Source organism: Micromonospora sp. KC723, from assembly GCF_004348595.1.
Lineage (GTDB): Bacteria > Actinomycetota > Actinomycetes > Mycobacteriales > Micromonosporaceae > Micromonospora.
This window is the reverse complement of sequence record NZ_SMKD01000012.1, coordinates 1-22,145: the sequence shown is the minus strand read 5'-3', so window position 1 is coordinate 22,145 and position 22,145 is coordinate 1. Positions and strand designations below refer to the sequence as shown.

General features: G+C 73.2%; 11 protein-coding genes. 5 read left to right on the top strand and 6 right to left on the bottom strand.

Features of this window, described 5'->3' with window-relative positions; translation table 11 throughout:
• Positions 1-31: 31 nt before the first annotated feature.
• Together E1165_RS05085 and E1165_RS05080 are read right to left on the bottom strand one after the other, a co-directional pair.
• The gene (locus E1165_RS05085; RefSeq protein WP_132388206.1) at positions 32-1,765 is read right to left on the bottom strand and encodes an ABC transporter permease subunit; all 1,734 of its coding nucleotides are present in this window, start codon (positions 1,763-1,765) and stop codon (positions 32-34) included.
• Complete coding sequence (locus tag E1165_RS05080) at positions 1,762-3,252, bottom strand: ABC transporter substrate-binding protein (protein ID WP_132388204.1); 1,491 nt, start codon at positions 3,250-3,252, stop codon at positions 1,762-1,764. The genes E1165_RS05085 and E1165_RS05080 overlap by 4 nt, the downstream gene beginning before the upstream one ends.
• Before the next feature lie 205 nt (positions 3,253-3,457).
• Between E1165_RS05080 and E1165_RS05075 the strand changes: the two genes are divergently transcribed.
• The 3 genes from E1165_RS05075 (at position 3,458) to E1165_RS05065 (ending at position 7,974) form a co-directional block, all read left to right on the top strand.
• Positions 3,458-4,972 (top strand): ABC transporter substrate-binding protein, encoded by a 1,515-nt coding sequence (locus E1165_RS05075; RefSeq protein ID WP_132388202.1) that lies wholly within the window; start codon positions 3,458-3,460, stop codon positions 4,970-4,972.
• A 3-nt stretch (positions 4,973-4,975) separates the two neighbouring features.
• A complete protein-coding gene (locus tag E1165_RS05070) occupies positions 4,976-6,742 on the top strand; it encodes an ABC transporter permease subunit (protein ID WP_132388200.1) in 1,767 nt (588 codons plus the stop codon).
• 248 nt (positions 6,743-6,990) lie between these two features.
• Complete coding sequence (locus E1165_RS05065) at positions 6,991-7,974, top strand: TerC/Alx family metal homeostasis membrane protein (RefSeq protein WP_132388198.1); 984 nt, start codon at positions 6,991-6,993, stop codon at positions 7,972-7,974.
• Positions 7,975-8,059: 85 nt separating this feature from the next.
• Here the strand turns inward: E1165_RS05065 and E1165_RS05060 are convergent, their stop codons facing one another.
• Positions 8,060-10,975, bottom strand: a complete 2,916-nt coding sequence (locus E1165_RS05060; protein ID WP_207916581.1) for a LamG-like jellyroll fold domain-containing protein — start codon at positions 10,973-10,975, stop codon at positions 8,060-8,062.
• 486 nt (positions 10,976-11,461) lie between these two features.
• Here E1165_RS05060 and E1165_RS05055 point away from each other — a divergent pair, with 486 nt between their 5' ends.
• Positions 11,462-12,469, top strand: a complete 1,008-nt coding sequence (locus E1165_RS05055; protein ID WP_132388194.1) for an SDR family oxidoreductase — start codon at positions 11,462-11,464, stop codon at positions 12,467-12,469.
• A 4-nt stretch (positions 12,470-12,473) separates the two neighbouring features.
• Positions 12,474-14,654: a glycogen debranching N-terminal domain-containing protein gene (locus E1165_RS05050; protein ID WP_132388192.1), complete on the top strand. Its 2,181-nt coding sequence runs from the start codon at positions 12,474-12,476 to the stop codon at positions 14,652-14,654.
• 17 nt (positions 14,655-14,671) lie between these two features.
• Here E1165_RS05050 and E1165_RS05045 read toward each other — a convergent pair whose 3' ends face one another.
• From E1165_RS05045 to E1165_RS05035, 3 genes are read right to left on the bottom strand one after another with little or no spacing between them, the layout of a single operon-like run.
• Positions 14,672-19,096, bottom strand: coding sequence for a glycoside hydrolase family 38 C-terminal domain-containing protein (locus E1165_RS05045; RefSeq protein ID WP_207916578.1), 4,425 nt, complete (start codon positions 19,094-19,096; stop codon positions 14,672-14,674).
• Positions 19,063-20,202 carry a Gfo/Idh/MocA family protein gene (locus tag E1165_RS05040; RefSeq protein WP_165945141.1) on the bottom strand — a complete coding sequence of 380 codons (1,140 nt, stop codon included), beginning with the start codon at positions 20,200-20,202 and terminating at the stop codon, positions 19,063-19,065. Before E1165_RS05040 ends, E1165_RS05045 begins: the two co-directional genes overlap by 34 nt.
• Before the next feature lie 26 nt (positions 20,203-20,228).
• On the bottom strand, positions 20,229-22,127 hold the full coding sequence (locus tag E1165_RS05035) for a phosphatase PAP2 family protein (RefSeq protein ID WP_132388188.1): 1,899 nt from the start codon (positions 22,125-22,127) through the stop codon (positions 20,229-20,231).
• Positions 22,128-22,145: the final 18 nt, after the last annotated feature.

Sequence of the window (22,145 nt, the reverse complement as noted above, 5' to 3'; positions counted from 1 at the left end):
GGGGGGCCTCGCGCCCCACCGCCCCCTACGCCTAGCGGCGGTGGGCGCGGGCGGCGCCGAGCGCGGTCGACGCGGTGACCGACACGGCGCCGAGCAGCGCGAGTGCCGCCGCTGCGGTGAGCGCCGCCCACGGGGCACGCTCCACGTACGGCATCGCCTCGGCGAGGACGCGGCCCCACTCGGGTGTGGGCGGTTGGGTGCCGAGGCCGACGAAACCGAGCGAGGCGATGGCCAGCGCGACGCCGGGTAGGCGCAGCATCGCGTGCCGGAGAACCGGCGGCAGCACGCCGGGCAGCACGTGGACGACGAGCACCCGGGCCCGGCTCGCCCCCAGCAGCCAGCACGCCTGCACGTACCCGCTGGCCAGTTCCTCCCGCACGAGGGCGGCCACGTGCAGGGCGAGCGGTGCCCACGCGGTCGCGGCCACCGCTACCGCCGCTCCACCGGTGCTCGGGCCGAACGCCGCCGCGGTGATCAGCCCGACCAGCACCGGCGGCACCGCGTTGGCCAGCTCGGCCGTGCCCTGCGTCAGCCGTGGCAGCAGGCCGGCCGCCACCCCCAGCGCGAACGCGACCGCGCTGACCACGACGGCGACACCCACGGTACGCAGAGCGCCGTGCCCGAGCCGGGCGAGCAGGTCGCGGCCGAGCGCGTCGCGGCCAAGCGCGGCGTCCCACGACGGCGAGTCGAGCCGCAGACCGATGTCCACCTGGGTCGGGTCACGCAGCATCCCGGCCAGCACCACTGCCAGCAGCAACCCCCCGAGGACGCCGGGGACCAGCCAGACCCGACGGCCTCGGGGCCCCGGGTCCGGCGGTGGCGGCTGGAGCCCGGCGGCGTCCAGCGCCGGCCCCACGGCCAGCCGCTGTGCCGTGGTGGCGAGGATGCCCGCCACCACGGCGAGCGCAGCCAGGGCGAGCACCGCGCCCTGGACCACCGGCAGGTCCTGGGCCGCGGCGGCGCCGAGCGCGAGCCGGCCCAGGCCGGGGATGGCGAACAGCTGCTCGATCGCGACAGCGCCGCCGGTCAGCCCCACCACGACGATCGTGAACTGCGGGAACAGCGCCGGCAGGCTGCGGCGCAGCACCCCGTACGCGATGCTCCGCCGGGGCAGACCACCGCTGGTCCAGGTACGCACCCACGACTCCCGGAACGCGCCCGGGATAGCGTCGTCGGCCAATCGGCCGAGCAGCCCACCGGCCGGGATCCCGAGCGCGAGGGCCGGCAGCGCCACGTGCTGCGGACCGGACCAGCCGTACGGCTCCGCCCAATCCAGCCACACCGCCATGACCAGCAGCAACGCGGTCCCGAGGAGGAACTCGGGTATCGACGTGAGGGCCGCGCCCAGCGCGCCACCACCCCGGGTGGTATGGCCACGCCACAGTCCCCGCAGCACCAGCAGCGTGGCGACGACCAGCGCCACGGCCAGGGCCGCGCCCATCAGGGCCAACGAGACGCCGAGCGCGGACCAGACGGCGGGCGCCACCGGCGCACCGGTCACCCACGACGCGCCGAGGTCGCCGCGGAGCAGGCCGGTCAGCCATCGACCCAACAGCACCAGTGGCCCGTCGTCGAGCCGCAGCTTCTCCCGGATCGCGGCCAGCGCGACCGGGTCGGGGATGCTCTCGCCGTACTGGGCGCGCAGGATGCTGCGGGCCGGGTCCCGCCCGGACAGCCACGGCAGCGCGCCGACCAGGGCCAGGAGGGCGGCCAGCGCGACCACCCGCGAGCACACCGCCAGGAGCGGGCCGTTGGCGCGGGTCATTCCGTACGGCGGGTGTTCAGGCCGACCAGCGACCGCTCCCGGGGGTCGAACAGGGCACCGACCACTCCCGGGGCGTTGCCCTGCGCGACCCGCTCGTGCAGCAGCGGCACCGCGGCGTCCGTCTCCAGCACCGCCTTCTCGGCGGCCAGGATCAGGGCGCGCCGCCTGGTCAGGTCCCCTTCCACGGCAGCCGCCTTGATCGCCTGGTCCACCGCCCGGTCGCAGAGCTGGGCGATGTTGAACCCGCCGTCGCAGGTGAAGTCGCTGGCGAGGTACGCGACCGGGTCACCGGAGTCGAGCGTGGTGGCGCGGGACAGGATGAACGCGTCGAACCGCCCGGCCAGCGCGTCGGCCTCGATGTGGGCGTACTCGCGCACCACCTGCTCGACCACGAATCCGACCGCTTCGAGTTGCTGGGCGACCGTGGCGGCGACCTCGGGCAGTTCCGGGCGGTCGCTGAAGGTGGCCAGCACGATCTTCTTGCCGGTCGCGGGTCCGGCCGGCCGTTCGACGCGTGCCGGCCGCTGCGCGGCCCAGGGCAGCGCCGGCCCGAGCAGGCCGCGGGCGGCGTCGGCGTTTCCTTCGTACACGCCGGAGACCAGCGGGTCGCGCTGGACGGCGGCGCGGGCCGCGGCCCGGACGGCGGGGTCGGCGAAGGCTCGGGTGCTGCTGTTGAGGTAGAGCGTGTTGGTCCGGGGCATCGACACGGTGCGGTACAGCTGCTTGTCCAGCAACGCCAGCTGCGACGCCGGCACGGCTTCGACGATGTCGGCGGTGCCGGTGCGCAGCGCGGCGGTCCGGGCGGTGCCGTCGGGTACGAACGAGACGTCGATCCCGGCCGAGGCGGCCCGGCCACCCCAGTACTGGTCGTAGCGGTCCAGCTTGGCGCCCCGCGTGCCGTCCAGCCGGGTCAGTACGAACGGGCCGGTGCCGGCCCGCAGCGGGTTCACCGCGTCTGCCTGGTACGCCGATGCGGCCAGGATCGACAGTTGCGGGCTGGACAGTCGCTGCGGCAGCAGCGGATCCGGCGTCGCGGTCCGGACGACGACGGCGCCGTCCTTCGCTTCGGCGGACAGCTCGATCCCGTCCAGAATCCGCGGCTTGGGCCGTGCGGTGCCCGCCCGCCGCAGCACGTCGACGACCCGGGAGGCGTCCAGTGTCGTGCCGTCGTGGAACCGCACCGCCTCTCGCAGGGTGAACCGCCAGGTGGTGCCGTCGACCCGGGACCACGCGGTGGCCAGCGCCGGCTGTGGCGCTCCGTTCTCGTCGAGGTTGACCAACGTCTCGGCGATGCCCAGGCGGGAGAGCTTGAAGGCGTCGTCGCTGAACGGTGACAGCCCGGAACGAGGAGGTAGCAGCATCGCCACCCGGAGTCGGTGGTCGCCGGCCTGGTCGGCAGCGCTCCCGCCGGTACACCCGGCGGTCAGCAGGAGGACGAATACGGACGCGACAAGGCCGGCGCGCCGGACGGCTGGTGCGGCAATCATGGCGGGCAGCTTATTGGGACCGACTTTCATCTGCATTAGAGCGGATGCCGACTGTAAGCCTCCTCACATCGCGGCAGGTCACGCCCGTGGCCGCCGTCGCGCCGGGCAACCTCCGGCACTCCGCGACCACCTCGCCGCACGGCCGGCTGAGAGCTGCCTCACCTGCGGAAGATTTGGTAAGGCTATCCTTATAAGCTCCCGCACCATGCGCACCACGTTCCGTTCCCTGCTCGCGGCGCTCGCCGTCACCCCATTGCTGGCCGGCTGTTTCGCCACCGGCGACAGTGGCTCCTCCCCGGACGGGCAAGCCGGCCGGCTGAGGGTCGCCCTCGCGGTACCGCCGGTGCAGGCCCTCTCCCCGTACAGCAATGACGCCACCGTGCTGAGCAAGCTCTCCGTGGCCGAAGGACTCACCGCGCTGGGGAAGGACGGAGCCGCCACGCCGGCACTGGCGAGTTCCTGGACCCGGAGAAACGCCACCACCTGGGTCTTCGAGCTGCGTAAGGCCACGTTCCAGGACGGCAGCCAGGTCACCGCCGAGTCCGTCGTCAACGCGCTCGACCACGCCAACGCGGCCAAGACCAAGCCCCGCGTGCTCAGCGACGTGACCCTGACCGCCCAGGCCGAGGACGCCGACACCGTCACGATCAGCACGAAGAGCCCCGACCCGGTGCTCCCGCTGCGGCTCGCCAGTCCCGCGCTGGCCATCCTCGCCACGAAGGCGTACGCGACGGACGGGACCGTCAGCCCGGTCGGCACCGGAACCGGCCCCTTCGCGATCACCAAGCTGACCGGGAAGACCGCGGCGACGCTGGACCGCTTCGACGGCTACTGGGGCGGCAGGGCCAAGGCATCCGGCATCGACGTGACCTGGATCGCCGACGGCACCGCCCGGGCCAACGCCCTGCGCTCCGGCGAGGTCGACATCGCCGAGTGGATCCCCACCGCCCAGGCGAAACTGCTGGACCAGGCGACCCGCCACGAGGTGCCCTCCGTGCGGACCGACAGCCTGGTCCTCAACACCGGCAGCGGCATCTTCGCCGACCCGTCGTTGCGCGCGGCCGCCCGCGAGGCGGTGGACGGTTCCGCCCTCGTCGACTCGGTCTTCGGCGGGTACGCCGACCCCGCGCAGGGCCTCTTCGGGCCCGCCGTCTCCTGGGCGGCCGACAAGCGGGTCGCGGTGACCGGCCGCGCGACGGCCGCGACCCCCGCGCAGGTCGGATCGAAGACCAACGGCCGGACGGTACGCCTGGCCACGTACACCAACCGGGCTGAACTGCCCGAGGCGGCGACCGTTCTCCAGCAGCAACTGGAGAAGGCCGGGTTCCGGGTGCGGCAGGACGTACGCGAGTACACGCAGATGGAGGCCGACCTGCTCGCGGGCCGGTACGACGCGCTCGTCTTCTCCCGGGTGACGCTGCTCGACACCGGCGACGCGGTCGCGTATCTCGCCAGCGACTTCACGAGCAACGGCGTCTACAACATCGCCGGACTGAAGGACGCCAAGGTCGACCAGGCCATCGCGACGGCCGCGAAGGAAGGCGACACCGCCAAGCGGCAGCAGGAGATCATGCGGGCCGAGGCGGAGATCCTGCGCACCGACGCCGTCGTGCCGCTGGTGCACGAGAAGGTCGTGCAGGGCATCAGCACGGACGTCGAGGGTGTGCTCCTCGACCCCCGCGAGCGCTCGCTGATCGACGTCGACACCCACCTGAAGTAGCGGATGAGCAGCGCCCCGTCGACTGACGCCGACGCCCGCTCGGCCCGGTGGCGCGCGGGTGTCGGCCGCGCCGCCGCCGGGACCGCCCTGCTGGCGGCCGTCGCCCTGCTGCCCTGGTTGTCGGGGACCGACCCCGCGCTGACGGTCCTGCGGGCCCGCTCCGCCGACCAGGATCCCACTCCGGCGCAGCTGGCCGCCGTACGGGAACAACTGGGCCTGGACGAGGGGCCGCTCAGACATCTCGCGACCTGGCTCGGCGGGCTGCCGTACGGCGACGCGGGCACCTCCTGGGTGTCCGGCGAACCGGTCCTGCCCCAGGTGGCGGCTGCCCTGGCGGTCTCCGTCACGCTGATGTTCGGCGCGTTCGTGGTCACCATCGTGGTGGCCGCGCTGGTCAGCGCCCGCACCCTGTACCTCGGGTCCCGGCGGCGGCTGCGGCAGGGACGGGCGGGCACCGGGGCCGCCGCTGTCGCCGCGCTGCCCAAGTTCCTCCTCGCCTCCCTGCTCGCCACCCTTTTCGGGGTGTGGCTGGGCTGGTTCCCGTCCAGCGGCTGGGAGGGACCAGGGTCGATGGTGCTGCCCGCGCTCGCCCTCGGCGTACCGTCCGGGGCGATGATCGGTGGCCTGCTCGACCAGGCGCTGCCCGCCACCCTCAACGAACCCTGGGTACGGACCTGGCACGGCTTTGGGTTCCCGCCCGGCTACCTGGCCCGACACGCGCTGCGTCGCACGCTGGCCGGGGTGCTGCCCCAGCTCCTGCCGACCGTCGTCGCCCTGGTCGGCGGCGCGGTCGCGGTGGAGAAGATCTTCAACATACCGGGGCTCGGCCGGCTCGCGCTGGACGCCGCCGTGGCTCAGGATCTCCCACCGCTGCAGACCGCGACCCTGGTCCTCGTCCTGCTCGGCGTCGCCGCCGGACTGCTCATCCAGGCCGTGCGCCGCGCCCTCCTCGGTCCCGCCCTGCGGGACGGGGCTCTGCCCGCCCTGCACGCGCCGGCCCTGTCGCGCTCACGCTCCACCCGCTGGGCCGCCGGATGCTGCGCGCTCGCCCTGCTCACGCTGGTCGTGGCCGGGCTGCTGCGCGACCCCCTGCAGGTGGACACGGCGGCCCGCCTGCTGCCTCCCTCCGCCGCGCACCCGTTGGGCACGGACGCACTCGGCCGTGACCTCCTGGCCCGCCTCGGCCACGGCGCGGTGCGCACGGCGGGCGTGGCCGTCGCGGTGACGGCGGTCAGCACCCTGATCGGGCTGCTGCTCGCCACGGCGGGCAAGGTCAGCGCGGGCCTGACCGAGGTGATGTCGACTCTGCCGGCCGTCCTGGTCGGACTGCTGACGACGGCGGTCACCGGACCGTCGGTGTGGGGCGCCGCCGGCGCGGTGTGCGTGGTCGGCTGGACCCCCTACGCCGCGCAGGCCGCGGCCCTGCTGGAGCAGGAACGGGCGAGCGGACACCTGCACGCGTCGATCTCGCTCGGCGCCGGGCCGGCGCATCTGCTGCGCCGCCACCTGCTGCCCGCGGTGCTGCCCGCCGTGCTGCGCAACGCCCTGCTGCGCCTGCCCACCACGGTCCTCGTGCTGGCCTCTCTCGGCTTCCTCGGCCTGGGCGAGCAGCCACCCACCCCGGAGTGGGGGCGCCTGCTGCTGGAGAACCAGCCGTACGCGGAGCTGGCGCCCTGGACCGTACTCGGTCCGGCCTGCGCCCTCGTCCTGCTCTCCGTCCTCGCCGTGGCCGGGGTGGCCTCGGGACGCCGAGCAGCACTGCCGGGGTAGTGGGTCCCGGCCGGTCGGTGTCCGCCAGGATCCGCGACCGGTCGCGTGCGTGGGCTGCCGTTCGGCCTGGTTCGGCGCCGCGCTTGGTGCGGATCCGGAGCCGGTTGTCCTAACCTGGTCAGCACGAGGGAGTACTTCCCGCGAACCATGCCGGTCAGTACGGTGCGCCCCGGGTGTGCCTCGAGTGGTTGCCCACGAAACGTGGGTCACGCAGACCTCGAACATGACTCGGTGTTCGAGGAGGATTCGTGCCCGACCTGTCGTACGCGGCTGCCGGCGTCGAGTCGGTGAGCACGCCGTCGCTCTGGGCGGTGACCATCGCCGGTGTGATCGCCCTGCTGGTGCTCGACTTCGTGGTCACCCGCCGCCCGCACGAGGTGTCGCTGAAGGAGGCGCTGGGCTGGTCCGCCTTCTACATCGCACTGCCGCTGGTCTTCGGCGCCTGGATCTGGTCGCGGTTCGGCTCGGACCGGGGCTTCGACTACCTCACCGGCTACCTGGTCGAGAAGTCGCTGTCGGTCGACAACCTCTTCGTCTTCATGCTGCTGCTGGCCGCCTTCGCGGTGCCGAGCGTGCTCGCCCAGCGGGTGCTGCTGTTCGGCATCACCGGCGCGCTGGTGCTGCGGGGCGTGTTCATCGCCCTGGGCCACGCGGCGTTGCAGACCCTCGACTTCGCATTCCTGGTCTTCGCGTTGATCCTGCTGTTCACCGCGGCCAAGCTGTTGCGCGACGCGTTTACCGGGCACGAACAGACGGTGGACATCGGCAGCATGCGCTCGGTGCGCCTGCTGCGTCGGTTCATGCCCGTGGTCAACGAGTACCACGGCACGAAGATGGTCATCCGGCACGACGGCAGGTGGACGCTCACCCCGATGGCCCTCGTGGTGGTCGCCGTCCTCTCCACCGACGTGGTCTTCGCCATCGACTCGGTGCCCGCCGTGTACGGCATCACCGAAGACCCGTACCTCGTCTTCGCCACCAACGCCTTCGCCCTGCTCGGCCTGCGGGCGCTGTACTTCGTGCTGTACGCGGCGCTGAGCCGGTTGGTGCACCTCACCTACGGCCTGGCCGTCATCCTGGCGTTCATCGGCGTCAAGCTCGGCCTGCACTGGGCGCACGGCATCTGGAAGAACGTCCCGGAGATCCCCACCGAGGTCTCGCTCCTGGTCATCGTCGGCATCCTGACCATCGTCACCGTCACCAGCCTGCGCGCCACCCGTCGCGTGCAGTAGCCGCCCCCGGCGCCGGAGCGGGCCAGCGGCCCGGCACCGGTGTTGCGGTGCCGGGCCGCCGCCCGGGAGGTGGACTTCCGTCGGCTCAGCCGTTGCTACCGGCCAGTGCGGCGACCTCGGACGCCGACAGGGCGGTGCCGTAGATCCGGAAGTTGTCGACCTCGCCGGAGAAGTACGGGTCCGCCGGGTACAGCGACCTGCCGATGTAGCCGCTGAAGCCCTTCGTCGGGTCGAACAGATCAGCCGCCTGGACGCCGACTCCGGTCGCGGTGGCGATCGCGGCGCCGTTGAGATACATCGTCGCGGTCTTGGTGACCGCGTCGAGGGTCACCGCGACGTGCTGCCAACTGTCGCCCGGCAGCGCCGCGTTGTGCACCAGGGAGGACTCGCCCCGATTGCCGGCTGTGGTGATCGCTGTGCGCAACAGCCCGGCGCCGCTGCGGGGCGTGGTGAACAGGTACCGGGTGGTGTCCGGCCCGAGCGCGCAGATCCACTGGTTGATCGTGGTCGAGGCGTTCCACTTCACCCAGTACGACACGGTGGTGCTGCCGACCCCGTTGAGCACACCGTTGGGGATGGTGACGTACGGAGCCGTGCTGGAGTTGCCCGCGCCGCCGGCCATCTTGAACGAGCCGCCCTGCACGCCGGTCCCCCACGCCGGGGCCCGGTTGTACGTGCCGTTGAACCCGCGTCCCGAGGAGTCCTGGACGACGGTGCCACTGCCCTCGTCGAACCTGTAGTGCAGCAGCAGGTGCGACACCGGCTGGGACCGCACGGTGACCGTCGCGGTGACCCGCAGGTTGGCGTTGCCGATCGGGGTGCCCTGCACGGTGAACGTGCCGACCTGCGCGTACGCCGAGGCCGGCACCGCGTCCCAGGTCACCTGGTTCGCGCCGGTCGAGCCGTCGGCGAAGGTCGCCGGAACCGTGGCCGGCAGGACCGGCGCCTGGTTGACCCCGGTGGTCGCCGACACGTTCTGCGCGCTTACCGCGTGCTGGTTCGGCTGGTACGCGTCGAGCAGGCGGTTGTACTCGGCGGCCGTCACCGGCAGCACGGTGCCGTGGCGCGGCTTGCCCGGCATCGAGTAGTTGGTCGACAACGTCCAGTTCCCGGAGGCCGGGTCGGTGGACTCGAACGGGACGTAGCCCCGGTCGACGAACTCGTCGATGAACAGGTACCACTTGTCCTCGGTGTTCGACTTGAACACCAGTGGCCCCTCGCCCGCCTTGATCGACGGCCGGCCGATGCAGTCCTTGACGAAGTCCCAGCTCAGGTTGCGCAGCGTGGTCGACTTCTGCTCGATGATGAACTTGCTGCACGGCGTGGACGAGGTGTTGTTGCGCTCGTCCTTGGTGAACCGGTAGTAGCTGCCGTTGTGCTTGAGCACGGTCGAGTCGATCACCGAGTAGCCCGGGTCCACCCAGATCTTCGGCTCGCTGAAGGTGTAGAAGTCGCGGGTGGTCGCGTACAGCATCTTGTTGTAGGTGTTCGCGGTGTGGTTCGGGTCGCTCTCGGCATAGATCTTCGAGGCCCAGAAGACCACGTACGCGCCGATCGTGTCGTCCCAGTACGCCTCCGGAGCCCAGGTGTTGCCGGCCGTGTCCGGGGAGACCTTCACCAGCCGGGGCGGGCTCCAGTTCACCAGGTCGGTCGACTCCCACACGAGGATCGACTTGCTGCCGGTGCGCTGCGCGGTGTCCCAGTTGGCGACCTTCAGGTCGGTGGCGATCTGGTAGAACCTGTCGCCCTCGGGCGAGCGGACGATGTACGGGTCCCGGGCACCCTGTTCGCCGAGGTTGGAGACCAGCACCGGGTTGCCGTTGTTCAACTGTCGGTAGTTGAGCGGGTCGTTGCCCTCGCTGAGCCCGAAGTAGACCTGCTCGCTTGGGGCGAAGTAGCTGAACAGGTAGCCCCTGAACGGCTCGGCGGCGGGCAGCGGGGGCACCGTGGCGGTGAGGGTCCGGGTGGAGACCGCCGCGTTCTTCGTCACCGTCGCGGTCAATGTCACCGTGGCACTCGCCGCGCCGGTGGCCGGCCGGGTGACCTCGCCGGTGGTGGTGATGACCTGCGGGTTGCTCGACGACCAGCTCACCGTGGTGCCGTCGGCGCCGGTGGTGGGCAGGGTCAGGTTTCCGCGTACGTCGTTGATGTTGCGGACGACGAGCGCCGCCGCGGCGGCGTCCGCGGTCTTCTGGTCGGCGGACTGGGCGACCTGCGCCACCTCGGCCGCGCTCAGGGCTCGGTTGTAGACGCGGAAGTCCCGCATCCTGCCCTTGAAGAACTTGTCCGCCGAGTACAGCGAACGGCCGATGTAGTCGGCGGTGGTGGTGCCGTTGCCGATGGAGCCGGGGGTGAGCGTCACGGAGGTGTTGCGGCCGACCTCCACGCCGTCCTCGTACAGGACGCCGGTGGTGCCGGTCTGGGTGTACGTGACGTGCTTCCACACGCCGCGGGCCAGGTTGCCCGAGGGCGAGGGCCGGGTGCTCTGCTCCCCCACCCAGTACGAGTTGGAGATCGCGGTACGGAACTCGTCGCCGGTGGTGAACAGGTAGCCGTTGCCCCGGGTCCCGCTGACGTTGCCGAACCCGTACAGGAAGTACGGCGTGCCCTGGGTGGTGTCGACGAAGACGTCGAACGCGACGCTGATCGAGTTCAACCCCGCCATGATGTTGTTCGGCGCCTGGATGTAGGTGCTGCTGCCGTCGAAGGCCAGCCCGTCGGTGCCGCCCCACGTGGCGGTGCCGTTGACCGTACCGTTTCGGCCATTGCCGGAGGAGTCGACGGCGACCGTGCCGGAGGTCTCGTCGAGCTTGTACCGCAGCACGAGGCCGTTGGTCACCTCCGCCGCCTGCGCCGGTGCGGTGGCGACCAGTCCGCCGGCGACGAGCACGAGGGACAGGGCGGCACGCAGACCGGCGACGCGGCGTCGGCGCGGGGTGGCGATGGCGCTGACGGGCAGAAGACGGGAACCGACCCGCCGATGCGATGTTAGCGCTAACAATCTGGGGAGCATATCGCCCCTTCTCTAGGACGAGCAGGGATGCCGCGCCGAGGCGGGGCACACCGTCGCGTGGCGCCGCCCCCCAGCGGCCGCCACAGTGCCTCGTCTCCGTGACGCAGTGGTTGCGAGAGTGTTAACCACCACATCTGACCACGTCAAGGGCCTGGTCAGCGCCTCGCGCAGAGTCATGGACCCCCATCCGCGCGCCGCCCACGGTTGCACGAGGCGGCTTGCGGCATTGTGCGGCTTCGGAACATGGAATACCGCGACATGCCGCGATTGGTGAGCCCGGTCGCGGCCCACCGGGCACCGTTCCCTCTTCCCGGGCTGGTCGCACCGGATCGTCCGGCTCACTGGTGTGTCCGACCGGCAGCGGGGAAGTCACCGGGCGGACAACCGGGCGCCACCAGGAGGAACCCGACGACGTGAAGACCGCCAGCGGCAGGGTTCGACACCTGCGCCGGCCTTCCAGGAAGGAAGTGCGTCGTGCCCCGCTCACTGCCCGAGCAGGTCGTGGTCATCACCGGCGCGTCGTCGGGGATCGGCCGGGAGACCGCGCTGCTGCTGGCCGAGCAGCACGCCACGGTGGTGCTGGCCGCCCGCAACACCGCGGCGCTGGACACCCTGCACGACGAGGTGACCCGCCTCGGCGGCACCGCCCTGGTCTGCCCCACCGACGTCGCCGAGTGGGACCAGGTGCGCCAACTGGCCACCACCGCCGTGCGGCGGTACGGGCGGATCGACACCTGGGTCAACTGCGCGGCCACCTCCCTCTACGGCCGGGTCCACCAGCTGACACCCGAGGAGATCACCCGGGCGATCCAGGTGATCCTGCTCGGACAGGTGTACGGGATGAAGGCCGCCCTCGACCAGATGCGCGCCCAGGGCGAGGGGGGCATCGTCAACGTCGCCAGCGGCCTGTCCGTGCAGGCGGTGCCGCTCCAGGCGGCGTACGTGGCCGCCAAACACGGCGTCCTCGGCTTCGCCGAGTCGCTGCGCATGGAATTGGAACACGACGGCAGCCCGATCACCGTCAGCACCCTGCTGCCGTCGTCGGTCAACACCCCGCTGTTCCGGCACGCCCGCTCGAAGCTCGGGGTGCTGCCACAGCCGATCCCACCGATCTACCAACCCCGGGTGGTCGCCGAGGCGGTGCGGCACGCCATCGTCCACCCCCAGCCCCGGACGCTGGTCGGCAGCGGCGCGAAACTGCTCGAACTGGTGCACCGGGCCGCACCCCGGCTGACCGGCGCCGTGCTGCTCCGGGCCGGCAGGGTCGTGGACAAACAACACTCCGACCGCCCCGACGACGACGCCGACAACCTCTTCACCCCGAGCGTCGGCCCCGGCAGCACCGACGGCGCGTTCGGGCAGCACGCCAAGTCAACCAGCCTCTACACCAGCGTCCTCGAACACCACCCGCACCGCCTGCGGGCCCTGGCCGCCGGCGCCGCGCTGCTCGCCGTGGCCGCCCTGCGCCGACGAGGACGGTGACGCCATGGAGCTACGCACCCGCCCCCACCAGCGGTTCGTCTACCGGGAAGGGACCATGCTGGTCACCGACCCGCTCGGGCTGGTGACCGGCGAGGGCGCAGAGGGCCTGTACGTCCACAACAGCCGCCTGCTGTCCCGGCTCACCTGGAGCGTCGACGGGCACCCCGTGGCGCCGTTCGCGGTCAGCGACGTCGGCCCCGACGCCATGCTGGCCTACGCGGAGGCACCCGACGCCACCGCCCGGCGCGAGTCCGACGTCTACCGCGAGGCCAGCGCCATCCACCTCGAACTCGGCGCGTTCCTCGACGGCGGCCTGCGGCTGCGCGCCGACATCGTCAACCACAGCCACGAGCACCGGTCGCTGACCCTCGGGGTGCACCTCGCGGCGGACTTCAGCGGCCCCGCCGAAGCCGACGCCGGCAACCCGCAGCGTCTCGGCGGCACCGCCGTCGACTGGGAACCGGCGCGTCGGCAGGTGCGGTTGCGCCTCGACCATTCCCACCTGGAGCGCGCCGTGCGGGTGCGGGTGGAGACCGAGGTCGACTGCGACTGGCACGACGACGCCCTTCGGCTGTCGCTGTCGGTGCCCGCACGCGGTCGCCGCCGGGTGGAGATCAGCGTGGCCGCGATCCTCGACGGCCGGGAGCACGCCCCCGGCCCGGGGCGTTTCACCGTCGGCTCGCCGGCCGACGCCGTCGCCGCACGCCTCGGCGACGACCTGCCCGAGTTGCGCGTCAGCGACCCCGGAGTGCAGCGGACCTGGGACACCGCGATCACGGACCTGGCCAGCCTCGCCCTCGGTCAGCCCGAAGGACCGGCGGCGTTGATCGCCGGCGTCCCGCTGTACGACCAGTTCTTCGGCCGTGACACGCTGGCCACCGGGTGGCAGGCGCTGCTCGCCCTGCGCAGCCCGCTACGCGATGCGCTGCGGGCCAACGCCGCCCTCCAGGGCACCCGGATCGACGACTGGCGCGACGAGGAACCCGGCGCCATGATCCACCAGGCCGGCGACCCGCCCTCCTCCGTGCTCGGCGAGAACCCGTTCGACCGCTACTACGGTGACTACGCCACCCCCGTCGACTACGTCGCCATGCTGGGGCAGTACCACGCGTGGACCGCCGACACCGCCACCGCGCTGGCGCTGCTTCCCGCGGCGCGACGCGCTCTGACCTGGCTGGACCGCTACGGCGACCTCGACCGCGACGGGCTGCTCGAGTACCGGCAACGCGCCCCACGGGGAGTGCGTCACCAGGGCTGGAAGGACGCCCCCGACGCCATCGTCGACGCCGACGGCCGCGAACAGAAGGACCCGATCGCCACCTGCGAGCTACAGGCCTACTGGTACGGCGCGCTACGCAACATCGTCCCCGTCCTCGTCGCCGCGGGCGACCGCGTCCAGGCCGCCCGGCTGCTGGGCCAGGCCGCCCGCCTGCGACGACGCATCAACCAGCGGCTCTGGCTCGACGACCTCGACGTGTACGCCCTCGGGCTGGGGCCGGCCGGCCAACTGCTGCGGGTCGTGTCGAGCAACGCCGGACACCTGCTGCTCTCCGCCGTCGCCACCCCGGGGCAGGGGCAACGGGTGGCGCGGCGGCTCATGCGGCCCGACATGTTCTCCGGTTGGGGCATCCGCACCCTGAGCACCGAGAATCCCGCCTACCACCCGTTCAGCTACCACCTCGGCAGCGTCTGGGCCGTCGAACAGGCGAGCATCGCCGCCGGCTTCAGCCGCTACGGCTGCTGGCCGGAACTGCACCGCCTCGCCCGCGGCTTCTTCGACCTCGCCGAGCTGTTCCCCGCCCACCGCGTCCCGGAGGCCGTCGGTGGGCTGGCCCGCGACGCGGACCACCCGCACCCGGGCGTCTACCCGAAGGCCAACGCCCCGCAGTCCTGGTCCGCCAGCGCGGTCGTGCTGATGGTCCAGGCACTGCTCAGCCTGCGCCCGTTCGCCCCCGCCCACCTGCTGCTGCTCGACCCCCACCTGCCCGACTGGCTGCCCGAACTGCGCCTGAACGGGCTACGCGTCGGCAGCGCCGTGGTCGACCTGCACGTCTGGCGGCACCGGAACCGCACCCGCTGGCGTCACCGGACGCGGCGGGGACACCTGATGGTCGTTCAGCTCCCCTCGGTGCGCGACCCGCACTCCCGCCTGGGTCGCGGCCTGGAGCGGCTGCTACCCCGGTGACCCGTCCGGTCCCGCGCTCAGGTCCTGCCCCCGGGCTCGGCGGGGCTGGCCGGCGCGACGGTCAGCAGGACGGCCGGGGTGTAGCAGACCTGCCCGAAGCTGGTGATCCTGGCCAGGGCCCACCACTGGCCCCCGGGCCGGGCGCCGGCCGGTGCGCGCACCGTGAAGTCGAGCGTGCCGCTGCCTCCCGAGGGCAGCTCGAACCCCTGGGTCCACGGGACGGTCGACAGGTCGTCGTCCGGTCCGCCCCAGGTGCCGTACGGGCTGAGCAGTTCGGCCTCGCCGCGAACCGCACCGGCGGCACGGTTGTGCAGCCGCAGGGTGAGCGTCCCGCTGGTCCCGGCCGTCACCGCCAACTCGGCCGGTTCCAGCACCGCGTCGACGTGGGCCGGGGGCTCCCCCGCCGCCGGGTCCTCGACCCGGGTGGGGTCAGCAGCCACGGTGACGGTCAGGACATCCTCGAGGACCTGACCCAACCCGTCCCGGATCCGCGCGGCCAGGAAGTGCCGTCCGGGCCGGGCGTCGACGGCGGTGACACGGAGGTCGACGTGCTGGTACTCGCCGGGTTCGAGGGTGTAACGGTGCGGGCCGGCCGGGGTCACCGCCAGGCCCGCGGGCACGTCGAGCTCGACCGACCCGGCCGTGGCGACGGTCGCGGAGCCCACGGTGACCCGGAGCGGGGCCGTCGCCCCCGGACCCGGCAGCAGGGCCGTCGTGGGATGCACGTGCACGCTGACGGGAAGGTTGCCCACCGGTGCGGGCCCCTTGTTGTGCAACCAGTAGCGGGTGAAGACGGGCTGCGCCACCTCGGTGACCGGCTGGCCGCGCCCGGCCGGGGCCAGCCGGGCAACCCCGGACCGCGCCGGCAACGCCGCCAGGGTGACCACGTCGGTCGCGCTGAGCTCGACGGTCAGGTCGTCGCCGTCGAGGCCGACCGGCGGCTGCCCCGCCGACACCGCCAGGCCCTGTTCGACCACGTCGGTGACGGCCGGGTCGCACAACCCGCCGTACAGCCGGACCCGGGCCGGTGTCGGCGAGCCGGCCGACTCGTAGAGACGCAGGGTGAGGCCGTTCGCCGGGTCGACCGCACCGGGTTGACCGGCGGCGACCGGGTTGCCGCGTGGCTTGAGCGCGGAGAGGACGACCGTGTCGGGTTCGACCGACCCCAGGCTGGCCGCCCGGGGCAGCGGGCCGGATGCCGCCGGGACGCTCTCGGCCCGCAGCCGGTGGTTCAGTTCCTGCGCGGCGCGCACGAAGCCGGCCCGCCGCCAGTCACCGGGCCCGGCGAGCAGGCTGTACCGGAAGGTGTGGCTCCAGTGTTGCAGGGCGAACCCGGCCCCGTCGGGGGTGCCGCGGCGGGGCCCGTCGATCCAGACTCCGCTCGGCCAGCCGGTACAGGCCCGCATCAGTGACAGGTGGAGCGTGCCGTCGTGGTGCGCCACATAGCTGGGCGTACCGTGGTTGACCAGGGCCACCGAGTAGTCGGTGAGCGGATCGTCGGCGCCGGCCAGTCGCGCCGGTTGACGCACCTCGATCGTCGCGTCGTCGAGATCCTCGGCGAGGGAGTCGACGGCCTGGCCGAGGTCGGCGGCGGCGACGATGAGCACCGGCAGGTCGCGCGGGCCGCGCAGGTCCGCGCCCGGAACCCAGACCTGCGAGCGGGGCCGGGCCGCCGGGACGAACACCCGCCCGGTCGCGGCCAGCACGGCACGGTAGGTGTCACCGGCCGCCGCGAGGACGGCCTCGGCGAACGGGTTCTGCGCGCCGAGCACGATCCGCACGTCGGGCAGGTTCGAATCGGCGTCCAGCGCCCCGTAGCGCGGCCCGCCCGGATAGGTACGGCTGGCGGTGACACCCTGCCGGGCCAACGCGGTGAGCAGCCCACGTACCCGGGCGGTGTGCTCCGGGTCGTCGTCGGCGACGAGTTCGGCGACGCCGATGGCGTGCTGGTGGACGCCGCCGTCCGCGTCGTGCAACCGGATCCGGGCGGCCGACGACAGACCGGCCCAGGTGTGCGCGGGGTTGTCCAGGGTCCAGAGGTGCTGCGCGGTGTCGGCCTCGGGGAACCCGAACGGGCGGCCGATGGCCGCGAACCCGACCTCCGCGACCGGCAGTGCGCCGGGCAGGGCGAGGTCGAACCGGACCCGGAGCAGCCGGTCGCGGCCGATGGACCCGTCGACGAGGGTGCGGAAGTCGATCCGGTCGGTGTCGTGCCAGAGGGTGACCTCGCGGGTGACCCGCAGGTCGTCGAGGGCGGCGACGGTGACCAACCGGCTGCCGGCGGCGCTCTGCTCGACCCGTACCTCGGCGGGGCCGCCGAAGTCGCGGCCCGGCCCGGTCGGCAGCAGGTGCCAGGGGCCCTCCCCGTGGTGGGGATGCTCCGGGTACTCGTCCTGGACGACCAGTTCGCCGCCGAGCCCGTCCGGGCGCAGCAGTTCCCGGCCGGTGCGGCGGTCGAGGATGCGGCTGAGCGCGCCGCCCCGGCGCGGGTCGGCGTCGACCCGGAACGCGGCGTTGCTGATCGAGTGGGCGCCGGCGGCGGCCGTCCATCCGGTGACCGCCGGTGCGGTGCCGGCCTCGGTGACGCGGAGCACCCGGTAACCCAACGCCGGCACGTCGCGAGCCGGGATCGACAGCTCGATCTCCGCGATGCTGCCGTCGTCGTGGCGGGTCAAGCCCTCGGCCACCGCGGGCAACGCGGCGCCGTCGTCGTCGCGGACGACCACCGCGGCCGGGCCGGGCGTGGGATAGCGCAGCCGGGCCCGGGTGATCCCGTCCCGGGCCCAGGACAGCGAGTTGACCACCAGCAGGGCGCGGCCGTCGCCGGCGGTGTCGGCGTTGTCCGCGAGCGCGCCGACGGCCCCCCGCCAGGCCGTGTCGGCCAGCTCGTACGCCTCCCGCCAGCCGGCCAGCAGATCGAGGTAGACCTGGTCGGACTCGGTGCCGGTGACGGCGTCGTGGTGGGCGCCGTAGGCGAGCAGCCGCCAGGCCTTGTCCAGCGCCTCGCTCGGGTAGCGGTCGCCGAGCAGCATGGCCAGGGTGGCGAGGCGCTCGGCGTCCAACAGCAGCGTCTCGGCGGCGCGTTGCGCCTGCTTGGTGTCGATGTAGGAGACGTCCTTGCCGGTGTAGACCGGGTTCATGTCCCGGGTCTGCGAGGAGACCGGCCGGCCGCCGGGGCGGGGACCGCCGGCCAGTTCGGCCCGGACGGCGGCGAAGAAGTCGCGGGGCAGGCCCATCCGGAAGCGGGGCCACTGGTAGCGCCGTGGCCAGGCGCGGTGGATCTCGGTGCACCACCGGGACGGGATGTTGTGGTCGTGGCCCACCGGGAGCAGCACGTTGCGGGTGGCGGCGACCTTGCGCAGCTCCCGGTACTGCGCGTACGCCTCGGCCATCGCCTCGTCGAGGGTCTCCTTGCGTTCCATGTCCCAGCCGGCCACGTAGTGGTTGGCCAGGTAGGCGGTGAGCAGGCCACGGCCGGTGGGAGACACCCACTCGAACTCGCTGGGGAACTGCATCCGGGTGATGTCGCCGGTGTGCCGCTTGGCCCCGACCTGGTGGAACGGGCCGCGCGCCCACACGCTGGAGGTGAGGCCGGCGTCGGCCATCAGCCCCGGGAAGGACGGGTCGTGGCCGAACACGTCGAGCATCCAGGCGCTACGCGGTTCGCCCCCCAGCACGTCGCGCTGGTAGCCGATGCCGTGCACCGCGTTGCGGATGGTCGACTCGGGGTGCGTCAGGTTGGTGTTGGGCTCGTTGTACATGCCGCCCACCAGTTCGATCCGGCCGTCGCGCAGCATCCGGCGCAGGTCCGCCCGGTCGTCGACGAAGACGTTCCAGTACGGCTGGAGATAGTCGATCTCGGCCAGGACGAACCGGTAGTCGTCGTCGTGGCGGGCGGCGTCGAGGTGGGCCCGCACCAGGTCGAAGGCGGTCCGGACGAACGGCGGTCGCAGCCGGTCGGCGCCGGGCACGTCGGGCAACTGCTGCCACAGCTCGGTGAACCCGCGCTGGGTGTTCCACCAGACCGGGTCGTAGTGGAAGTGCGAGATCATCCACACGGTCCAGCCGGTGGCGGCGGCACGCAGGTCGCCGTCGGCGGTGACCCGCTCGGTCGCGGTCTCCGCCACCGCCGTGATCCGGTGCCGGGAACCTTCCGGGGCCGGGGCGGCGACGTGCACGCCGACCTCGACCGTCACCGTTTCTCCGGCGGCCAACGGTCCGGTGACGGCCGGTTCCGGCGTGCGGACGGTGGGCCCCTCGACGCGTACCCGGGCCGGTGGGCTCGGGTTGCCGGCGGTGAGGGTGACCCGGACAACCTGCCGTGGCGCGTCCTCGGGCCCGAGGAACAGGTCCGTGCCCTCGATCTGGCTGATTCGCATGTGCGGTCCTTCGTCGTCGCCGGTCGCGGTCACCCGGTGGGTGGTGGCGGTGGTGGGGTCCACCGGTACGCCTCGGCGCGGGCCCACCCCACGCCGAGCTCGCGGTACAGCCGGCCGGTCGTGGCCACCCGGCGGGTCAGCGCCGGCAGGTCGGCCAGGGAGTCCTGCGCGACCGCCACCGGCGCCGGGCTGCGGTGGACCGCCTCGGCGACCTGGGTGAAGGCCAGGGTGTCCGCCAGCGGGACCAGCAGCGGCACCTCCGGGTCGGCGAGGTGGTCGAGCAGGTTCTCCACCAGGTCCGTGCGGGGATGCGTGCTGTCGCCGGCCGGGGTGCACAACCGGTCCTCGGTGTAGCGCAGCACGGCGGTGCCGGCGCTGCCGAACACCTCGACGACCGGCTCGACGGGCTCCGGCGCGCAGAGCGTGACGGCGACCGTGACGGGGGTGCCGAGGGCGGTGCGGACGCGGGCGCTGGCGGTGTCGTGGGCCTCGGCGGCGCGGGTCCGGTAGGTGTCCAGTTCGACCTCGCCGATCGGCTGATCTCCGCCGGATCCGTCCAGCCGCAGCGCCAGGGCCACCCCGTGCGCGAACGGGTTGGTCAGGGCGCCGTCGTTGACCGGCCGACCGTCCAACCACCGCCGTCCGGCCCACGCCGACCGCGACCAGTACCCGTCGTCGCGCCACCAGAGTCCGGTGACCCCGATGTGGCGCACCTGGCCCAGCACGCCGGCGCGGATCTGCCGGGCGAGTTCGCCGACGGCGGCGGAGCCGAACGCCTGGAAGCCGACCTGGCAGACCCGGCCGGTGTCGCGCTGGGCCGCGAGCAGCCGGGTGAAGCCGTCCAGGGTGGGCGCCGGCGGTTTCTCCAGCAGGACGTGCGCGCCGGCGCGCAGGGCCAGCAGCGCGAGGTCGACGTGGGTGTGCACCGGCGTGGCGATCACGACCAGATCCGGTTCGACGGTGGCGATGAGCGCGGCCGGGTCGCGGTGGTGGACGGCGGCACCGGCCAGCGCGCGTTGCGCGGCGTCGAGTGGCCGCGGATCGGCCACCCCGATCAGGCGCAGCCGCCCGGCCGCGTGCAGGCACGCCAGCCGCTCCAGGTGGCCGCGGCCGTAGCCGTGCGCGCCGACCAGCACGACGCTCGGCTGGCCGGCGCGTCCGGGTGTCATGACCATTGTCCGAAGACCACCGGGGGTCAGCCGCGCCGCACGCGGACGAGGACGGCGTGGCGGGTGTAGACCGGCTCGGCGCGGTATCCGGGGGTGCGTACCGTGATGGTGTCGAAGCGGCCCACCACCCGGCGGGCGCGCAGCACCGGCACGAGGTGCGCGCCGGCCTCGACGGTCAGCTCCAGGGTGGTGCCCCGGCCGATCTCGGCCGTACCGGCGACGGTCAGCGCGGCCTGCCCGCCCCGACAGCCCGCGGCGGCGAGGACCCCGCCGCGCTGGCGGTAGTCGCCGTGCAGCACGGTGGCCTGGGCCAGCCGCAGCGTGGCCGCGTGGACCTCGACGTCACCGGAGCCGAGCGCGCCCGGCGAACCGGCGTCCAGGGTGCCGCCGAGCACCCGGACGCCGCCACGGAACCGGTTCCTGCCGGTCAGGCCGAGGGTTCCGGTGCCGCGCAGGGTGAGCCCGCCCGGGCCGCCGATGTCGTTACGCCAGGTGTCGGCCGCGTGGAAGCCGCCCCGAGCCGCGTCCAGGGTGACGTCGACGTCGTCCTCGAACGCGCCGTAGCCGTCGGCCGCGGCGAACAGGTGGAGCCGGCCCCACTGCTCGGGCCCGTCGAGCAGGGCGTAGCCGGCCGGCAACGCGGTGCTGCGCAACACCGCGCGCCGCTGGTCGGCCGTCAGGTACGGCTGGCGGGTCTCCAGCAGGACCTCGGCGCCCCTGGGGACGGTCAGCGGCTCGTCCTCGCCCCGCCGGGGCAGGATGTAGGTCAGCTTCGGGGCGACCAACCGCTGGTTCGCCGTCCGGTCGGCGTACGGGTCGACGGTGCGGTCGGCGCGGTGCGCGTACCCGAAGAGGGTGTCGGCGGTGGTGCCGGTCCGCTCCTGCAGGTACGCGGCGGCCTGTTCCCGCGCGGCCACCTTCAGCTCGGCGTTGGCCGGGTCGTTGAGGGCGGCGGCGGCCAACGCGGTGGCCAGGACCCGGCCGCCCACCACGTCCAGCGGCGAGTGCATCCCGGCGGTGATCCGGGTGTCCGACAGGTCGAAGGCGCAGGTGACCAACTCCTGGAAGCGTTCGGGTACGGCGTAGGCGAACGCGAGCGCGGCCAGGTGCAGCGCGTTGGTGTGGCCACTGGGGAAGCCGCCGTCGTCGGCCGGGGTGCGGCTACGCTGGCGCAGCAGCTGCGGCGCGACGGTGACGTCGCTGCGGTAGATCGGGTAGCCGAGGTCGTCGACCGCTCCGGTGTCGATGACCTCGCTCTCCTCGGTCATCCGCCAGGGGCGTGGGTACTGCACGGCGAACTTGCTGGGGTTGCTGGAGGCGAACGGGCCGCGCACGGTGTTCACCAGGGTGACGACCGCGCCCAGCGCCGAGGTGGGCGAGCCGGCGCCGATCGCGGAGCCGGGTGGCGCGTCCGGCGGCACGGCGTCGCTGACCGTGGTCGCCGGGGTACCGGTCGGCGCCTCGGTGATGCTGGTGACCGCGAGCGCCCCGGCCTTGTACACGTCGGCGAGCACACCGAGACCGGCGATCACCGCGTAGCTCTGGTGCTGGCGGTCGCAGATGAACGCCCGCGCGGCCTGCGCCTCGGTACGGGCGGCGGTCACGGCGGCGCAGTACCGCACGTTCGCGCGCAGCACCTCGGGCGCCAGCGGCACGCCGGTGTCCCAGGTGGGGCCGGTCTGCCACAGCCGCTGCACCCCGGAGAGGATGCGCACGGCGGCGTTCGTGTCGACGGTGAGGTTGGCGGTGGTGTTGCTCCGGTAGTCGTCGACGAATGCCTTCGCCGCGGCGGCCACCGCGGGATCGGCGAGCCAGGACAGGACCGTCGGCCCGCCGAGCAGTCCGGCGGAGACGGCGGCGGTGTGGCGCAGCAGGCTCCGGCGGCTCAGCGGGCGGGGGTGGGACGCGATGACGGGCTCGGGCATCAGTGATCACTCCAGCGG